13 protein-coding genes are annotated in these 17,547 nt (G+C 43.7%); all 13 read right to left on the reverse strand.

Going from position 1 to position 17,547, the window contains the following annotated elements; translation table 11 throughout:
• Nucleotides 1-7: 7 nt before the first annotated feature.
• Nucleotides 8-1,195, reverse strand: coding sequence for a glycosyltransferase family 2 protein (locus tag M4S28_RS09435; RefSeq protein WP_249631687.1), 1,188 nt, complete (start codon nucleotides 1,193-1,195; stop codon nucleotides 8-10).
• Nucleotides 1,192-2,292 carry a glycosyltransferase gene (locus tag M4S28_RS09440; RefSeq protein WP_249631688.1) on the reverse strand — a complete coding sequence of 367 codons (1,101 nt, stop codon included), beginning with the start codon at nucleotides 2,290-2,292 and terminating at the stop codon, nucleotides 1,192-1,194. The genes M4S28_RS09435 and M4S28_RS09440 overlap by 4 nt, the downstream gene beginning before the upstream one ends.
• A 392-nt stretch (nucleotides 2,293-2,684) precedes the next feature.
• Nucleotides 2,685-4,109, reverse strand: coding sequence for a GumC family protein (locus tag M4S28_RS09445; protein ID WP_182795994.1), 1,425 nt, complete (start codon nucleotides 4,107-4,109; stop codon nucleotides 2,685-2,687).
• The gene (locus M4S28_RS09450; RefSeq protein ID WP_249631689.1) at nucleotides 4,106-5,242 is read right to left on the reverse strand and encodes a glycosyltransferase; all 1,137 of its coding nucleotides are present in this window, start codon (nucleotides 5,240-5,242) and stop codon (nucleotides 4,106-4,108) included. The genes M4S28_RS09445 and M4S28_RS09450 overlap by 4 nt, the downstream gene beginning before the upstream one ends.
• Nucleotides 5,235-6,020, reverse strand: a complete 786-nt coding sequence (locus M4S28_RS09455; RefSeq protein WP_249631690.1) for an acyltransferase — start codon at nucleotides 6,018-6,020, stop codon at nucleotides 5,235-5,237. Before M4S28_RS09455 ends, M4S28_RS09450 begins: the two co-directional genes overlap by 8 nt.
• Before the next feature lie 92 nt (nucleotides 6,021-6,112).
• The gene (locus M4S28_RS09460) at nucleotides 6,113-7,489 is read right to left on the reverse strand and encodes an O-antigen ligase family protein (RefSeq protein ID WP_249631691.1); all 1,377 of its coding nucleotides are present in this window, start codon (nucleotides 7,487-7,489) and stop codon (nucleotides 6,113-6,115) included.
• 251 nt (nucleotides 7,490-7,740) lie between these two features.
• The gene (locus M4S28_RS09465) at nucleotides 7,741-8,865 is read right to left on the reverse strand and encodes a glycosyltransferase family 4 protein (RefSeq protein ID WP_249631692.1); all 1,125 of its coding nucleotides are present in this window, start codon (nucleotides 8,863-8,865) and stop codon (nucleotides 7,741-7,743) included.
• Entirely contained in the window at nucleotides 8,846-10,357 is a 1,512-nt protein-coding gene (locus tag M4S28_RS09470; protein WP_249631693.1) for a sigma-54-dependent transcriptional regulator, read from the reverse strand. The genes M4S28_RS09465 and M4S28_RS09470 overlap by 20 nt, the downstream gene beginning before the upstream one ends.
• Nucleotides 10,358-10,580: 223 nt before the next feature.
• Nucleotides 10,581-10,985 carry an Hpt domain-containing protein gene (locus M4S28_RS09475; RefSeq protein WP_249631694.1) on the reverse strand — a complete coding sequence of 135 codons (405 nt, stop codon included), beginning with the start codon at nucleotides 10,983-10,985 and terminating at the stop codon, nucleotides 10,581-10,583.
• 378 nt (nucleotides 10,986-11,363) lie between these two features.
• A complete protein-coding gene (locus M4S28_RS09480; protein ID WP_249631695.1) occupies nucleotides 11,364-12,596 on the reverse strand; it encodes a quaternary amine ABC transporter ATP-binding protein in 1,233 nt (410 codons plus the stop codon).
• The gene (locus M4S28_RS09485; RefSeq protein ID WP_004733798.1) at nucleotides 12,589-13,488 is read right to left on the reverse strand and encodes an ABC transporter permease; all 900 of its coding nucleotides are present in this window, start codon (nucleotides 13,486-13,488) and stop codon (nucleotides 12,589-12,591) included. The genes M4S28_RS09480 and M4S28_RS09485 overlap by 8 nt, the downstream gene beginning before the upstream one ends.
• Nucleotides 13,489-13,677: 189 nt before the next feature.
• Nucleotides 13,678-14,670, reverse strand: a complete 993-nt coding sequence (locus M4S28_RS09490; RefSeq protein WP_249631696.1) for an ABC transporter substrate-binding protein — start codon at nucleotides 14,668-14,670, stop codon at nucleotides 13,678-13,680.
• 490 nt (nucleotides 14,671-15,160) lie between these two features.
• Complete coding sequence (locus M4S28_RS09495; RefSeq protein WP_249631697.1) at nucleotides 15,161-17,533, reverse strand: ATP-binding protein; 2,373 nt, start codon at nucleotides 17,531-17,533, stop codon at nucleotides 15,161-15,163.
• Between the last annotated feature and the right edge of the window lie 14 nt (nucleotides 17,534-17,547).

A 17,547-nucleotide genomic window follows, 5' to 3' on the forward strand; every position in this document is an offset into this window, starting at 1 on the left:
TAAGTCCTTAATGATTCGCTCGTGTCCAAGGTGAGTTTTCTAGTCCGATTAGGTAACGAATGCCACCAATGAAGTTGGCATAGTGTCCAACTATCAAATAAGAGATTAATGAAATAGGTTTGTTTACTAGACGCTTTGGCAAGATGCAGCCAAGTACGCCAATGGTATAAACGGCAACTTGAGTCCATAACAGTGCTTCAAATACCAAGTAGTTGCTAAGTAAGATTGAGCACACTAAGCACACAATCATTAAATATGGAGTAAGTAGGCGGAGTCCTTTTCCAGAGAAGAACGCAAATGCGATACCTTTGAACTTCGGGCTGAACAAGCCAAACAATCGAATCGCTTGTTGCATGTTGCCCGCTGAAATACGAAGTCTTCTTTTGAAGTCAGTTTCTAGGTTTGATTCTTCTAGCTCCAGTGCCACCATTTGTGTTTCGTATTCTGCAATGTAACCTTGTTTAACGATTTGCATTGGCAAGATGAAGTCATCGTTGATGGTGTTTAGAGGCAGTAGTTCAAACAAATGGGTTCTAAACAAGTAGAACGCGCCATGAGAACCCAAGCTCGAACCTAATGAAGCCTCAGACTCTTTAACGGCGGTTTGATACTGCCAGTACGCGTTTTCACCTTCGTTGCCCGTTGGGCATAGTTGATAGGTAGCATTAACAACGCCAACCTTGTCACTTTCAAAATGAGCAGCTGCAATAAGCAATGCATCCAATGAAATAAGGGCTGATACATCACTTAGCGCCGTGATATCGCTTTTTATACTTGTCACTTCTTCATTGATAACCGCAACTTTTCCTCGGTTGGTCTTGTGGTCATGTATCTCGAAATAGATATCGCTGCACATCGCTTCTTGAATCGTCATTTCGGCGATTTCTACCGTGTTATCAGTGCAGCCATCACAAGCAATAATCACTTGTAGCTTCTTTTCTGGGTAATCTAATGAAGCAAGGTTACGAACTTTATCGGCGATCCACTGCCCTTCGTTAAATGCTGGCACAAGAATGGTAATGGTGGGTAGTGTGCAATCTTGTTGTTCGTCTTTATAACAACGATGGCTCTCTTCAATCTGACGCGCCGGGTGACTTTTCGCATACCAACGCAGTAACAGTGGATAGGCAGCGTGATGGTAGACAATCAGCGCACCAGAGAATAAGCAAAGTCCTGCAAGCAACCAGTCGATCATGCGCAAACTCCTTTTGAGATATCGTTGTAAGAGGCAACCATTTTTACAATGTCGAAGTTTTCGAGTACGTAACGACGAGGTGACAAAAAGCGTTCATTTTGCTTTTCTAATAGCGCACTAGCTAACCCCACAATGCTGCCGCTTTTGACGAGGGCGCCGCTGACTGGACATAAGGTTTCATCGACAGCTCCTACATTCATCGCGACGGTAGGGATGTTGCACGCCTGAGCTTCTAGTGTAGAAAGTGGCAACCCCTCATGACGAGAAGGTAGACAGAAGGTGTCTAACGCGCCGTAAAAAGAAGTCATGTCTTCAATTAAGCCAAGAAAGATCACACGGTCGCTCAAATTCAAGCGGTCAGTGAGTTGTTCCAGTTGCTTGCGTTTTGAACCATCACCAGCCAATGCGACAACGGTGTTAGTAGGAAGTAAGCTAAGCGCTTTAATCAGTTGGTCTTGACCTTTCACGTGTTCTAAACGTCCCGCACAACCTACGATGTGTTTATCGGTTGGTAGATCAAGTATTGCTCTCGCGTCTACTTTTGACATCGGTTTGAACTTTTCGCAATCCACACCGTTTTTAATCGTGATGATATTGTTATATGCAAAGGCAGAGCGCAGTTGGTTGTAAACACGCGTCGCGTCGGCTACTAATGTAGGTTGGGCAGCTTTTAACGCCAATGCTTGTAAGCGACGACGTTTGTTATTTTTCAAATGCCAAGCATCATGCTCGGTATGAATTCGAGTAGGAACCCCTGATACACGAGCGGCATAGCCTGCGTACAGTAATGGGCCTATGTGATGGGTATGAACAACATCAGGGCGAATTCCTCTAAATGCTTTGATGAGTTTTATGATGATGTTGAATTGAACACCGGGCTCTTTATCTAAAAACACAATTTGGTTGTGGTAAGGCTTCAGCTTCGGCCAGTTTGCGATGGATTCTGCTTTCGTGCCTTCTAAACTGACGATCAACACTTGGTCTGTTGGTTTGGCAAGGCGCAGCAAATCTAACGTTAGGGTTTCTAATCCGCCTGGGGCAAGGTGTTGAACAACGTGTATGATCTTCTTGCCATGCTTTGTTATCTGGTTATTCATAATTTGGACCCTGCCTTTATAATTCTTGTTTCGCTTTTCTGACGTTTCTATTGAAGTAACTTCTTTAAAACGTTTGACTACACAAGGAGATTGCAGGAGTTATGCCAATTAAATAATTATTATATTTCAGTGGCTTATGGTTAATGGTTCCAGGGATGTTTTCGTTTCTCAAAATGGGAATCAAAACAAGATACGAGTGAATGGCTATTTGAATCGTGGCGCTTCGGGAAATCGAAAGTGGGATTAATAATTGGGGCTTTATAAAAGAAAAACGCCAACCGAGTGTTGGCGTTTAGTACTTGGAAACTAAAGAGCTAGGAAGCACGAAGCTAGGAAACTAGGAAACTAGAAAGCTAAGAAGCTAGCAAGTTAAAAAATGGCTTTAAGGCTAATCAACTCATTTTAGGGATAACGGTAATTACGGGAACACCTAAGATGTCTTCAATTTCATCTTTACGCTTGATTGAAGAGTCAAACAGCTCAAACAATATCGCCAACCCAATGCCAAGGCCGATACCTGCAACGAAACCAGCCAAAACAAACACAAAAGAAGGTATGTTAGATTTCATACTAGGCGTGAAGGGTAAATCGATAATCTTCACACGTTTGTTTTGCTCGAATACGCCAAGCGAACCCGTTAATTGAGCCATTTCATAACGCTCTGTCAGTTCATCGTATAGCTGACGCTTGATTTCAACTTGGCGTTTAAGGCGATACATCTCTTTTGCATTTTCACCGAAGTTATTCGCCTTATGTTCTAATTCGAAAATCATAGTACGAAGGCTTTTCGTTTCTTCAGTTAAAGACTCAAAGCGAGCGCGAACCAGTTGTAAACTGTGTAGTTGGGTGACTAAAAGAGGTTGGGTATCCGAAAGTTTGTTCAGTGTCGTGCTACTTGCAATGTCCCAAAGCTGGTCGCTGTTCATCGTAGGTTGAGTTACATCGAGTAAACTCTTTCTCTCATTTTCAAGTCTGTCCAGTTCACGAACTTTAGCTTGTACGGCACTGTGTTTGTTTGTGTATTTGGCTTGAAGTAGAGCCAGTTCACTACGAATATCGATGATCTGATCTTCTATTCGACCTATCACTGGGTTAGTTTTTGAAAGCTGTTGATCGATTGACCCTAAGCTTTTTTCAACACCGGATAACTCGGCTTCTTTTTCTGCCAGTGTTTGCTTGAGTGACGCTAAGCGATTCAAACTTTGGCTCTGTACCTCAGGCGTCGAATGAACATTTTCATTCATGTATAAGGCAAGAGCTTCTTCTGCTACTTCAAGTTCAGCACTGCGCTTATCTATATGAATCTTCAAGAAGTTGCTCGAGTCTTCAATCGAAGAACGTTCTGGTGCTAACAGTTGCTCAATAAAATGTTCACTTACCGAACGAAGCGTCGCTTCCATTCCATCTGGTGTGTTTGAGCTTAAGCTAATTTTTAGAAAATCTTTTCCAAGCTGAGTCACCGTTAGACGTTGAGATAGGTCAGTAATGATCTCTTGTTTCTCAATTTCAGGCATATCGGGCGTGGTTAATTGCAGTTCATCAGCGACCGAGTAAAGCACATGTCGACTATGAAGTAGTGTTCTCAACGCGTTAAGGCGGTCTTTGAGCATGGTAGAAACGGCGATGTCTTCCAAGAATGGATTCATTTTGGCCGTTTCTTGAATCAACATACTGGTATGCGCGTCATATTTAGTCGGAGCCAACTTGCTCACACCAAAGCCGACAAAGGGCAAAATAAGGATTGGTAGAACAATAACGTAGCGTTGGCGCCACATGGCATTCAAGATGAACAATAACCGCAATTTCAGATTATTCATAATAGCTCCAACATCCAATGTACGAAGTTACCGCGGTTCTGCCAACTGTCTTTGGAGACGACAGAGACTGGCGAGTTTTCAAGGTGACGGCTTTGCTCGAGAGCTTCGACCATCTGTTGTACATTTTCAACGGACGTAACGTGATTATTATAAGGAACCATTGCAGGAAAAGGGGAGGTCACGATAGGAGTTCCCGCGGCAAGGTATTCCATCAGCTTTAATGGACTGCATGCTCGGATCTGTTCGTTATCAACGAAAGGTAATAGGCTCACATCCCAGTGTTGTGAATAGCTTGGCAACGTGTGATGTGGGCGAGGCCCCAAGTAATGAACATTATCGAGGTTAGGCAACGACAATGTATCAAGCTCATTAGGGCCGATGAATACAAAGTCCCATTCCGGCATTGCTGTCGCCACATGTTTAACCATGTCGTAATCCAGCCATTCAGATAAGCTTCCGTAAAAGCCTGCAATCGGGCGGTGGTTGCTTGGCAAGTCGTGTGCTCTTGGAACTGGTGTAGAAAATAGCCCGACATCGACACCATGTGGTAAGAGTTGAGCTTTCTCATTAGGGAATTTGCCCATCAGCTTTTCACTAGCAGCGAAGATCAGATCTGATTTTTCAATCAATTCCAATTCATGCTGAGCGACAGTTTTGTGGTCAACGCCCGCGAGCGCACTAAAGTCATCCCCGCAGTAATAAACAACCGCTGACTCGCCTAAGTGTCCGCACAAATCAACAGCGGTAGGAAGGGAAGTCCATAAGATAGGATTATGAAGCTTCAGCTCAGCAATAACTGGCTTCAACTGACGTAACATCATTTGCTGAGCCAGTTTTCTAGACAGCTTAGAAGAAGGCGCAGGAATGGTTTTCAAGTTCACGACCGTTATGTTGCCTTGGTCGTTTGAATCAGCGACGTTTTGTGGATCCAGCATGTTTTGAGTAACTGCGTTGCTTCGCCCTGTCAGTTTATTGAAAGCGCGAGTGATGTCTTTAACTGACAGTCTTGGCTGTCTAAGACCAATAGAGTTGACCCATAAGACTTTATGTTGTTTAGCCAAGTGGCGAACCAAGTGTTGAGTCGATGAAGGCAGACCGCCAAAGTCTTCACCAAATACGATTAAATCACGCATGGTCGCCTCCATGAGTCTCTAACGAATCGAACACATCGGATTCTGTCACTTCAACGGATTTAATCTGACCGACAACTCGAGCAGGGTTACCGCCTGCGATTGCGAAGGCAGGGATGTTCTTTGTTACCACGCTGCCTGCGGCTATTACGGCACCTTCGCCGATGGTTACGCCACCTTTAACGGTAACATTGGTGCCTAGCCATACATCTTGTTCAAGAATGATGTCGCCGATTTGCTGAGGGTCATCGCCTTCACCTAGTGCTCGACGTTTTGCATCAAGCGGGTGTCCAGAGTATCCAAACAGGAAAGCGCCGCCAGCGATGCGTACGTTGTCGGAGATAACGACTTTACCTCCAACTGCGATAGTCGATTGCCAACCGATGTCTACATTGTTGCCAATCGACAGTAGCGGGTGTTCCAAGCCTTCAAGTGGTTGGGTACAACCAGAGAATGTCGTGTGGCCAGAGATACGGCAGTTATCGCCAATCGTAATTTGCACCGGACCGCTCACGAAAGGGAGGCCACCATACAAATACAGGCGTTTGCCACATTGAGCCACTCGACCTTTGAAAGCCGGAGTCCAGTAGAAGAATCGAGTAAAGCCAGAAACCAAATTCACCACAAGCTTGTGCGCTTGATATAGGCAGCGATTAAGTACTTGAGGGGTAGGTAGCTCTGTGCTTCTGATGTTTTTCAAAATGATAAACACATTTCTAATTAGAGAATTAGGATGAAACTTAAGCCAATGTTTGAATTGATGTATAGATACTGACGTCATAATGAAAATCCTCTTTTTTGTTATATAGAAGTACTTTCATATATTGTGCCATTTAATAAGTGTTTTATTTTCAATTAGTTACAAGTTTCCTTTTAGGTTTTCTCATTTTGACAGGCAGTATGAGATACGTTAGAGACGCAAACTGTGAGTGCTGCGAGGATGTAAATCGGCCAGTTGAAGCCTTGAGTCAAAAATGTACCCGACACGATTGTTCCAATCAGACCGGCATAGATCGCATAGGCGACCGCATTAAGCTCGGGGGCGATTTCTGTGGTCGAGTTTTTTAATCTCGCGAGCGTAGAGCGAGAGGTTTTGATCAAAGAAACGATAAGGCAGACAAAAATGATCAGACCAATGAAGCCGGTCTCTGCTAACACACCAAACCAAGTACTGTGAACGGCGTGATTCAGTCCGTCCCAGTGCGAACTATAAAAGAAATAGTTCGAGAAGAAGTTGTTCAACCCTACACCAGTCAGTGGATTCTCAACTGCCATTTTTACTGCTGCTTCCCATGCATAGATTCGCCCCATTGCAGATTCATCGATACCTTGTTCAGCGGCACCACCAGAAGATCTGTCTGAGATCCCAGCAACCAAGTAGAGCACTACGGCCACGACAGTTCCTACGGTGATTAAGAGAACTTTAGAGCGCACTAGTTTCCACGCAAAAATACCAATCACCGCAATACACCCCAATAAGCCGCCACGGCTTTGAGTCGCAATAATGGCGGCGAGCAGCAACAAACAGACTAACCCGCTAATTAAACGTTTGGATCGTGAGATGCCAGTCGTGGTGGCTTGGCTTATCGTAAATGCGAGTGGGAACATCAGTACCAGTGCTAGATCATTCGGGTCGCCTAACATAGAGCCAAAATCGCGGCCAATAGTCACGCGGGAGCCTTCAACAAGCCCAATACCATTTACTGAGTTGTACACGGCAATAGAGCTGACTAAAGCGCCTGCGTAGATAATCGTCATCGCGGTTTTTGCGAGGTTTTCCGTGGTGTTTACTAGCCAAGTAATCGCAAGCGTCATCACGATGATTTTCCAATAAACGCCTTTGAATTCTGCAAGTGCTATGGGCCTGTTAGACGCGAAGATAATACCAATAAAAACCAATACCCAAAAAATGGCGAGCCAATTTAAACAAGGGTGCCAGAAGATTTTAAGCTCTTTGCTGATTAATGCATGCCAGAGCAGAGCTGACAGAGCGCCTAATGAAAGCATCAGCGGTATTTTAAGCGAATAGAGTTGAGGTATGGCTTCGTGAATTCGGAAAAATGAAAAGACAACGAACAGTAGGACTAGCCAGAATGTCTTGTTTAACACGAATAACCCGGCCAATGGCACAAGAGCTAGCGCCACAATAACAGCGGGATGCGGCACGAAGTACCAAACAACACCGAGCCCGACACACAAGGCGCTGATCGTGATGATGACTGGCAATCTATTGGCTTCAGGGTTGACCATTGTGACCTCTATTCGCAAATAAACTCTTAATGACTCGGCTCGCAATCTTTTGAGACGTAGTTACACCTGATGTTAAATATTGCAAAGTGAGTGCCAGTTATGCATTTTGTTTAACTAACTGATTTATTGTTGGATTATTAAGTGAGGGCTTAGCCTTGAGGTAAGTTTTTTCATTTTGAGAATCAGTATAAGACTGACTAGAACGGCTAAGTTATCCAGCTAAAATAACCAATTACCTACTAAGACTAGTATTAACAGTCGAGTTGATAGATTTCTAACAATTGCGGGACAACAGCTTGTGGCGAGTATTGGTGTTTGACGGTTTCTATCGCGTTATTCTTGAGGGAGTCACGTTGTTCACTCGTCAATGACATCCACGTGGACAAATGCTGTTCTAGTACTAACGCTGTTTCTGAATCAGGCTCTGAATTGGCGAGGTAGCCATTAACTTGGTGCACGATGAGCTTAGGCAAGTTACCAACTGAGGTGGCGAGAACGGGAATGCCGCGAATCATGGCTTCTAATGCCGCCATAGGTAAGCCTTCAAAGCGGGAAGGGATGATTAACAAATCGATTTGGCTCCAGACGTCGTCCATATTGGTCTGATGCCCATGAAAGGTAACATTATGAGGCTGCGATTTAACTAAGGCCTCCATTTCGGGTCCGTCCCCAAAAAGCTCAAACCGAACATCAGGAAACTGTTTGGCTAATGCGACAAATCGATCAGGCGCTTTTTCATGGCTCAATCGCCCCACAAAACCAACATGGAATGGACCTGATGAAGGGAAGCTTGTTAACCCGGTTGGGACTTTAACAAAGTTATTCAATTGATGGGTTTTACTCGGTACTTTCGCTTTAATCTTCTCACTAACCACGAGCGACTGATCAGAAAGGAAGCTGCTGTAACGGTCGAGCCAGTCATAAAGCCATACTTTGCCTGTTGGGGTTTCACCTGCGTGATAAGTGGTGATTTGTTTGGTATTGCTTAAACGAGGTGAGAGTTTTATGAGCTTGCTGACCAAACTAGCTTTGTAACCATGAGCATGGATAAGCTTTGGCTGATAATGTCGAACTGCACGTTTAAGTTGTGTCGCGCTCTTGCTGCTTGAATCTGCAGAGCAAGAGGCTAAATCGGAGAGGTAACTATAAGGGATATGCAGCGCATCTAACTTTTCAACGATGATCGCTTCAGGCTTAAACTTAGTCAAAAGGACGATTCGAACAGCATCTGAATACTGAGCGCTTTCAGATATCAGGCCTTGTGCTAATTCTAAAACATGTGTTTCTATACCTCCAAAAGTTTGGCTGTCGATCAACAGCCAAATCTCATGAAGGTTGACGTTAAGTACACCTTTTTTAGGCTTGATTGTACTCATCTTCCGATTCCCAAGCCTGCTTCTTACGGTAAACGGTAGAAGGGCTAAGTTCTAACAACACAGCAGCGTTTAGCACATTCCCATCGCAATGATTGATCGCGTGTTGAATGGCTTCGCGCTCTATTTGCCACATTGGACGAATCGTACCTTCGCTTGTTGTAAATGTGGGCGTCATCAAGTCGTTGTTAGCGGGAACAACTGACGATTGCTCCAACTCTTCAGGAGTAATCGGTGGCAACTTAGCTTCTGGTGCTTCCACAACAGCAGCATGGGGCGCCGCTACTCGAATTGGTGTCACTGATTTCGAGGTTGGATCTGCGTCTATTTTATTAATCGGAGGCGGTAACATGTCTTTGGTCACGCTTGTTTCATTGTTCAACACCACGATGTTACGGATGATGTTTTGCAACTGACGCACGTTGCCAGGCCACGCATAACGTTTAAGTAGATTCTGCGTTTCTTTGTCTATTGATTTGAACTTCTTCTTGTCTTGCTTCGCGTACAGCTTTAAGAAGTGATTACAAAGGGTGACAATGTCACCTCCTCGTTCACGAAGCGGTGGCATCTCAATAGGTACTACGTGAACACGATAGTAAAGGTCTTCTCTAAAACGTCCTTCTTCTACCTCAACTAGTGGGTCGCGGTTGGTCGCACAGATAATTCTGACATCCACTTTAATCTCGCGGTTGCCACCGAGTGGGGTAAACGTACCAGTTTGCAAAAATCGTAGGAGCTTCTTCTGCATCTCCAGTTCCATTTCACAAAGCTCATCGAGAAATAGGGTACCGCCGTGTGCTTGCATCGCTGCACCTTTACGGTCGGCTGTTGCTCCGGTAAATGCACCTTTAACGTGACCAAAGATTTCACTCTCCATTAGGTCTCGAGGGATAGCACCACAGTTAATAGCAACGAAGGGCTTACCATTACGCTGGCTCTCTTGATGAATCGCTTCCGCACATACTTCTTTACCCGTACCACTTTCACCATTAATAAACACGCTGGCAGTGGTTGGCGCTACAGAATCAATGATCTTGTAAACCGCTTGCATGGGTAGGCAAGAGCCGATGAAATTATGAAAACGGTCACGATCGAACTTGCTTTGCATGTTATCGACGAGGTTTTCGAGTTTCGCTCTTTTTAGATGTAAGCGAACAGAGGTCTTGAGTCGATCGGCTTGAATTGGCTTTTCTAAGAAGTCTTCCGCACCGCGCTGGATGAGATCTACAGCAATGTTTACTGAGCCATGCGCTGTCGCGATAATGACTGCAGTCGGTATTTCATTCGCACTAATCCAATCTAAGACTTCTTCTCCTGGCATGTCGGGCAGCTTAAGATCGAGAATAACAAGCTGTGGAGAGTGCCTTTCAATGAAAATCTTAGCTTCCGCGCCGGTTTCGACGTGGAAAATATCGTAGGGCTCGTCTTTTACGTACTGCTTGTAGAGTACGGCGAGTGAGGTGGAGTCTTCAACTAACAATACCTTAGGGCGCATTGTGTATTCCTTTTGAAACTTTATCCTAACCAATCAATAACATAGTGGTATGTATCCATCAATACGAGACTTGTGTATTTGTTATCTACCGCATGCAATCTCTTAAGAAACGATAGGTGTACTTTCTCGCGTTGTTGGTCACGCCGGGGTGCATGTTAATGGTGAGTATATTAATAACGACTATGTTGAGTTTTTATCTGATACCGATCATGAGCATTCAGAGCTAGCTGAAACCAGCCTTTTTTCTTTCAAGCAAGGCTTTGATTGAACGCTCTGCGAGTTCTAGTAATTCGTCAACTTGTAGAAATGCCGCATCATGACCCTGTTCTAAACATTGCTTCTCTAAAGCGCGAGCTAACTCACCCAAAGGGCGATTACCTAATGATAGCGCCGTGCTGCCAAGAGTGTGGACCTCGAACTCAAGTGTTTGAGCGTCGTTCTGAGCGACAGCCTCTTTTATGGCGACCAAGTGTGTTTGTGATTCGTCGACATAATGGTCGATCAAGATCGGGATAATATCCGCACTTGTGTCTCGAATCATTTGCTCTAGAACGCTTTCATCAACAAGCCCGCTAACTTGTTGTGAGTTTAGATGTGCAGCCGTGTCTGACGCTAAAGTGGAATTCATCAAACTAAGTCCTTTTGTTGAGCGTAATATCCGAGAGTACTAATAAGTTCTAGTCATTTTCTAGAATAATTTCAACTGCTTGCCGTATAAACAGAGCAATTAATTCCCATCTCATTCATATTGCTACTGGGTTTGTGACAAACCTAACGGACTGATTTAATTTTGTTTTTACTTATGAAATATAAACTTAGGTGCCTATAAAGTGTAAGGTGCGGATAGAGATCAGAAGAAAACGAGGCCGATACAAATAAAAAGACCACTGCAGTGAATTAACAACAGTGGTCTTGGGGCGGGTTAAGTAGTTTAGGCTAATCTAAATAGCTATAACTCAAATAACGATAATTTAAACAGCCGTGCTTTAAATAACGAAAAGTAGAACTACGAAGCTTTATCAATCTTTGGCTTTGGGTCGGCCTCTACTTCTTCCTCGCTACTTTCAGAGAAGATATCAGCAACGGCGCTTCTCTCTAATTCACCCTTCAGATTACCTTCTTCGTCGACAACTGGAAGGGAGTAGTCACAAGACATAGTGTCTGGAAGTACTTCTTCAATTACCGCATCAGGTAAAACAGCAGGTACCTCTTCGTAAATCTCATCGCTGAAGTCATGAACAGAGGCATCTTCAACGGCGTCTTGTAAGCTCTCTTGAGTCACCAAACCTTGATAGCCTTCATCCGTTACGTGATAAGCGTAATCGTTTTTCAGCATCTTCATTTGTGCCAGAGCACCTTCAATCGTTTCTGAAGTGATTCGATAGAGAGGAGGCTGCATAACCGTTTCAACCGTCAATGCACGAGCACGGTTTACGTCTTTAACGAATGCCTCTACATAGTCATCGGCTGGATTCAGTAGAATCTCATGTGGTGTGCCTTGTTGTACCAACTCGCCATCTTTCAAAATTGCGATTCGATCGCCGAGACGGAGTGCTTCATCTAAATCGTGGGTGATGAAAACAATCGTCTTATGAAGCTTCTGTTGAAGTTCGATAAGCTGATCTTGCATTTCACTTCGAATCAAAGGGTCGAGTGCCGAAAAGGCCTCATCCATTAACAAGATTTCAGCGTTAGTACACAGAGCGCGAGAAAGGCCAACACGTTGTTGCTGACCACCTGAAAGTTGGGCGGGGTATTGCTTACCGTAACCTTTCAAACCCACCGTTTCTAACCATTCGTTGGCTTTCGCTAAACGGTCTTCTTTTTTGATGCCTTGTACTTCCAACCCGTACGCAACATTTTCTACCACGGTGCGATGAGGCATTAAGCCAAAGCGTTGGAATACCATCGACATTTTATGACGGCGGAACTCTTCTAATTGCTTGGTGTTGAGGCTCATTACATCAATACCTTCGACCATAATTTTACCCTGAGTTGGGTCAATTAAACGGTTGAAGTGGCGAATTAGAGTCGATTTACCCGAGCCAGAAAGCCCCATGATAACGAAGATTTCACCGCGGTTAATCTCGAGATTAATCTCTTTTAAACCGACGGTATGACCTGTGTCCGCAAGAATCTGATCTTTGTGTTCACCGTTCTGAACTCGGTTCATAACAAACATCGGTTTCGGTCCAAACACTTTGTAAAGACCACTAATTTCAATCAATGGTTTAGTCATGCTTGAGTCCTCCTAAATGCGCATTGGTTCTTCTTGCGTATGCCTGTGAAGCGCGGTCAAAAAGAATTGCGAGGGCAACAATGGCAAAACCGTTCATCAAGCCTAATGTGAAATATTGGTTGGTGATGGATTTAAGAACTGGTTGTCCTAGGCCTTTCACACCAATCATGGATGCGATAACAACCATAGACAGTGCCATCATGATGGTTTGGTTGATACCCGCCATGATCGTTGGCATTGCTAGAGGGAGCTGAACACCCCATAAGCGTTGTTTCTTGCTCGCACCAAAAGCTGTTGCTGCTTCAAGGACTTCTTTATCGACTAAGCGTATGCCTAGGTTGGTTAAACGAATCACAGGTGGGATAGCGTAGATAACCACGGCGATTAGACCTGGAATTTTACCGATGCCGAGTAACATCACCACTGGGATCAAGTAAACGAATGCCGGCATGGTTTGCATGATATCAAGCATTGGTGTAACGATAGATTGAGCTCGATTTGAACGAGCCATCGCAATACCAATCGGAATGCCTAAGAATATCGAAACCAAGGTACAAACAGTGATGATACTGAGCGTCCGCATGGTGTCTTCCCACATTCCAAAGTAACCAATAAGGAGCAAAGAAACGACACAACCTAAAGCCAGTTTCCAAGAACGACTCGCGGCGTAGACAAGGCTTGTACAAACGGCGAGGACTATAATCCAAGGGGTTGAGATAAGAAGTTTTTCAAACCAAACAAGGAATGAAAGAAGAGGGTCAAATAGAGATTCAATCATTTCACCGTATTCTCGAGAGAATTCACGGTATGCGCCATCTAGCGTCTTTTTTATGGTTCGTAAATCAGCGCGTTCCATCTCTGGAAAGGTTGATAACCAATTGGTGTCAGCCATTTTATATCCTTATAGTTCGGAGCCACTTGTTCATGCGATGAGGTAATCGCCTATGAAAAGGGCTCCGAATCATGAATAACATCAAGTATAGCGACGTTATTTCCGTATTATTGAAGCTTAGTGCTTAGTGCACAGTGCGTTTCGAAATATAGCTATCATTGAAATATAACGGCTATCGAAATGCTGCGATTAAAGCTGAGCTTCAACTTTCTTAGCGACTTCTTGAGAAACCCATGGGTGCCATACTTCTGGGAACTCACTCAAGAAATGGATACTCGCTTCTTCGCCATCCGCTTGGTTGTCTTCCATCCAAGCAAGAAGCGAGTTCATTTTGTCGTTAGTGAAACCACGTTTAGTGAAGTAATCGTAAGCCTCTGGTGCTCTCGATGCGAAGTCTTCTGTAGTGACAGTGTGCACTGGTGAAGGCGGGTACATGGTCGCTTTAGGTGAATCACAGTCTTCTTTAGTGGTACAAGTTAGGAACTCTTGCTCATTAACACCACTGCCAAAGTCAACTTTAACCATGTCGTATTTGCCTAGAACGGCAGTTGGCGCCCAGTAGTAACCAAACCAAGCTTCTTCGCGCTCATAAGCTTTTGCGATAGAGCCAGATAAGCCGGCACTCGAGCCTGGATCAACAATCGTGAAACCACTGTCTTCCAGCTCAAGAGCGTTAAACAAGTTTCCGGCGCTGATCTGACAGTTCCAGCCTGCTGGGCAACTGTAAAATGCTGACGTATCTGGGTCTTCAGGGTGCTTAAATAAGCTAGCGTTTTTACGTACACCTTCGATGGTTGCCATCTCTGGGTATTGTTTAACTAAGTAAGCTGGAACCCAAAAGCCTTCCTCACCGCCATTCACAAGTGCTTTACCTGCGTAGCGAAGACGTTTTTCTTGGACACCCTTGTCCAATGCGTCTTTTAAGCTGTTGCTCCAAAGTTCAGGTGCAACATCAGGCTGGCCTTTTTCAATCATGGATGTGCCTGTTGGCATGGTGTCGCCAGGGATAAGTTCGGCATCACACCCATAACCATGTTCCAGGATGAATTGGTCGATATTGGCGATCAGTGTTGCAGAGTTCCAGTTCATATCTGCGATTGTTACGCTGCCACATTCTCCAGCGTTAGCATTACCGCTGGCTGCTGCTACTAACAAAAATACGGAGCTTAACTTGTATTTCATATTGAGTTTCCTTTCTCTTTAATAATACAACTAAGGTAACCAAGGTAAATTGATTATCAAAATTGCTCGATGGTGATCCTTTCCGTGTATTTGAATCATTTGAGCAGAAGGAGGGATAGGTGAAGTTTGAATAGATAAACGTGCAAAGTCAGTGAAGTGTGATTTGCCAATTCATCCACTGTGTTTCAACAGCCATCGGATAACTTTGTCAAACTATTACAAATTCGTCAAAAACCACCTCTATTTATAATCTTAGGGAATAATCGTACGAATTCCATCTTTGATGCGATTTACAAGGTGCTTTATTAGACTGAGTCACATAACGTGATCATTCTGCACGTTAATTGTTTCTAAAAGTCACTAAATCCTAAAATTTTCATGTGAAATGCATCGAATGGTAATTGGACGCCCTAGAAAGGTATGTAGTGACATTATAGAGAAGGGCAATAGTAGAGATAGATGAAGTCAACAATAAGCTACAACGTCCAGCTTAATTAAACCCACGCTCTTTACGTATCTCGATAGCATCCATCGACTCTTTCGCAAGAACCACTAACTCTTCAACTTTCGAAAAAGCTAACTCGGATTGTTTCTCTGAACACAGTTTTTCGACTTTCCTCGCTAACACAGATAAACGGCGGTTTCCTAATGCAAGTGACGAGCTACCCAAGGTATGAGTCTCAAATTCAAGGCTTGATAGGTCTTGTTCCTGAGCTGCTTTTTCAATCAGATTGATACGACTACCAGACTCTACAATATAATGATCAATCAACATTGGCATTACTTCAGCACACGTATCTTCGACCATTTGCTCAAGAATTTGCTCATCGACAAGATCTGATACTTGAACTTCTACTATTTGCTGATCGGTTATTTGATTTTTCTGGTCGACTATAGCGGCAGAACTCTCTTTTGCGTATCGGTTTTCAGGGGTATCGGTTGTCTGGCTGTTTATAGTCGCAGTTTCGCTATTTTGAGATGTCTTTACTGTAGGAGGAGTATAGTCAATTTCGTTTTCCTGCTTGGTCACTAGGTGGAGGTGCAACATATCAGCGATCTGTGACATTCTCATGGGTTTTGCAAGGTAGTCGTCCATACCTTGACTTAAAAACTGTTCTCTATCTCCGGCGAGTGCATGCGCCGTCAGCGCAACGATTGGCACTGATGCTTTTTGAGTGTTAGGCAAATTTCTAATTTCTGAACATGCTTGTAGGCCATCTTTGTCTGGCATAGATATGTCCATAAAGATGAAGTCATAATCGTTATTTTTTGCCATTTCGACAGCTTGGTTTCCGTCGTTAGCTATATCAATGGTCATCCCAACATTTTTAAACATGTTAACGATAACGAGTTGATTCGCTTTGTTATCTTCGGCGACTAAAATACGGCTTTTCAGAACTTTAGGGGTTAACGCCACAGATGAAGAGGCAGCGCGATTTTTTTCTGCTGAGTTTGATGCTTTTTCCAAAATTACCGAAAAGGTAAAAGTACTACCAACACCTTCCTCACTACTTACAGATATGTTGCCATCCATGAGTTTAGCGAGGTGTTTACAAATAGCAAGACCTAACCCAGAACCATCACGGCGCCTTGAATAGCCTTGATCTACCATGGTGAATTCTTCAAATAAGTAACTCATTGCGTTGGGTTCAATACCGATTCCCGAGTCAACGACTTGGCAGGTGACCTCTACCTTGTTATCTGCAGTTTCGTTAGTCTCGACGTTGACGATGACACTACCATCGGAAGTGAACTTGATTGCATTGCCTATCAAATTCAATAAGATTTGTTGAAAACGATGAACATCTCCAATCACCATTACAGGTTGGTTGGGTTGATAGGGTGTCACGAGCTGGATATTTTTTGCGTTAGCGCTCGGCTCAAAACTGTCAATGGTGCTATGTATACACTCTTGGAGTGAAAAGGATTTTTGTTCAAGAATCAGAGTATTGGCTTCCATGCGAGAGAAGTCCAATATGTCATTAATAATTGATAAAAGTAGCTCGCCCGATGTTGAAGCTATATTGACTAAGTGGCTTTGATCCTTGGTCAATTCGGTCTCTCTAAGTAACGACAAAATACCGAGAATACCATTCATAGGGGTTCGAATTTCATGAGACATAGAGGCCAAAAATCGGCTTTTAGATTCAGAAGCTTGCTCGGCTTGTTCTCTGGCTTGTTTGATGTCGGTATAGTTTTTGGACAAGGACGTAGACATGTCATTAAATGCTTTGACTACGTCACCAAGTTCGTCGTCACTTTTTATTTTCAGTTGAAAGCCGGGCCCGTGCGTTCTTACTTTTTTTACCGCAAAAGAAAGCTGATATAAATGTTTCGTTAGGTAAGTACCTAAAATAAAAGAACATATGGCAACGAGAATAACCTCTATTAAAGCGATTGAACTGATGGTTTTTTTTGCGTCTGTAAGCATTGAATTGATCGAAGATGTCGTAAACCCGATTGAAATCGAGCCGTACTCCAGCCCATCACTTTCAATTGGGTAGTAGGTATCGAATATTCCATCATCGACGTTGGATAAGTTGGTATCGACCTGAATTTCTTTACTGAAATTGTCTGGAGAACCAGCGCTACTCAGCAAGATTTCATTCCGCTCTACTTTGACATAGACGATATCTTCAATCGTCATGATCTCCTTCACAATGTCATCTAATGTTGCAATATCAGTGGATAGCACTGCGTCTTTGGTTGCGCGAGCAAGCAGTTGAGAAGTTGCTTGTGCACGCTTGATAAGCTGTTGTTCATTAGAATCTGAAAGAAATGACATTGCACTTATGACAAGAGCCATAAGCATCACTATTTCTATAGAGGCAATCCCAATGATCGTTTTTGTTCTAAAAGTCATCAGCGTATCCTTAC

Origin of the sequence: Vibrio sp. J383 (assembly GCF_023503985.1) — a bacterium.
Taxonomy (GTDB): Bacteria; Pseudomonadota; Gammaproteobacteria; order Enterobacterales; family Vibrionaceae; genus Vibrio; species Vibrio splendidus.